General features: G+C 50.7%; 1 protein-coding gene and 1 pseudogene. One reads left to right on the forward strand and one right to left on the reverse strand.

The window, feature by feature from the left end:
• Positions 1 to 200: 200 nt before the first annotated feature.
• A protein-coding gene (locus MXE39_RS12835; protein ID WP_223368647.1) for an IS1 family transposase occupies positions 201 to 898 on the reverse strand; the annotation gives its coding sequence in 2 pieces (ribosomal slippage) (positions 201 to 649 and positions 649 to 898; 699 coding nt in all).
• A 57-nt stretch (positions 899 to 955) separates the two neighbouring features.
• Here MXE39_RS12835 and MXE39_RS12840 point away from each other — a divergent pair.
• Positions 956 to 1,503, forward strand: a pseudogene (locus MXE39_RS12840) (IS3 family transposase); the annotation flags it as partial.

Consider the following 1,503-nt stretch of genomic DNA (forward strand, 5'->3'; position numbering starts at 1 on the left):
GTAATTTACTGAATGCGTTTATTCGGACGTGCAAAAAAAGAGATGATAACAGTTACGGAAATATGATATTTACGCTTTATTTTGATAACGATATCTATGGGAACAGAATTATCAAAGCATCGCTGAACGGCGGAGAGTTGCAGTTATTAAGCACAGGGTGTAGCAATGATAACATTCTCCATTTTGGTAATGACTCCAACTTACTGATAGTGTTTTATGTTCAGATAATGCCCGATGACCTTGTCATGCAGCTCCACCGATTTTGAGAACGACAGTGACTTCCGTCCCAGCCTTGCCAGATGTTGTCTCAGATTCAGATTATGTCGCTCAATGCGCTGAGTGTAACGCTTGCTGATAACGTGCAGCTTTCCCTTCAGGCGTGATTCATACAGCGGCCAGCCATCCGTCATCCATACCACGACCTCAAAGGCCGACAGCAGGCTCAGAAGACGCTCCAGTGTGGCCAGAGTGCGTTCACCGAAGACGTGCGCCACAACCGTCCTCCGTATCCTGTCATACGCGTAAAACAGCCAGCGCTGACGTGATTTAGCACCGACGTAGCCCCAATGTTCGTCCATTTCAGCGCAGACAATCACATCACTGCCCGGTTGTATGCGCGAGGTTACCGACTGCGGCCTGAGTTTTTTAAGTGACGTAAAACCGTGTTGAGGCCAACGCCCATAATGCGTGCACTGGCGCGACATCCGACGCCATTCATGGCCATATCAATGATTTTCTGGTGCGTACCGGGCTGAGAGGCGGTGTAAGTGAACTGTAGTTGCCATGTTTTACGGCAATGAGAGCAGAGATAGCGCTGATGTCCGGCAGTGCTTTTGCCGTTACGCACCACGCCTTCAGTAGCGGAGCAGGAAGGACATCTGATGGAAATGGAAGCCACGCAAGCACCTTAAAATCACCATCATACACTAAATCAGTAAGTTGGCAGCATTACCCGATGTGTCATTTATTTGGTGTATCCAGGTGCGGTTATTACGACCGGGTACAGCATGCCCCCTCAGACAGAAAACAAAGTGATGAGCGGCTAAAACTGGAGATTAAGGTGGCACATATCCGCACTCGCGAAACATATGGAACCCGGCGGCTCCAGACGGAGCTGGCAGAGAATGGCATCATCGTTGGTCGTGACCGACTGGCACGTCTTCGTAAGGAGCTGAGGCTACGCTGTAAGCAGAAACGCAAGTTCAGAGCGACTACGAACCCGAACCACAATCTGCCAGTTGCGCCAAATCTGCTGAACCAGACGTTCGCTCCTACAGCACCAAATCAGGTCTGGGTGGCGGACCTGACGTATGTTGCAACACAGGAGGGATGGTTGTACCTCGCTGGCATCAAAGATGTTTATACGTGCGAAATTGTCGGCTACGCCATGGGAGAGCGCATGACAAAAGAGCTGACAGGTAAAGCCCTGTTTATGGCGCTCAGGAGCCAGCGCCCACCTGCCGGGCTAATCCACCACTCTGATCGAGGTTCACAGTACTGCGC

The sequence above is a fragment of the Anaerobiospirillum sp. NML120511 genome, assembly GCF_023050955.1.
Classification (GTDB): Bacteria; Pseudomonadota; Gammaproteobacteria; order Enterobacterales; family Succinivibrionaceae; genus Anaerobiospirillum.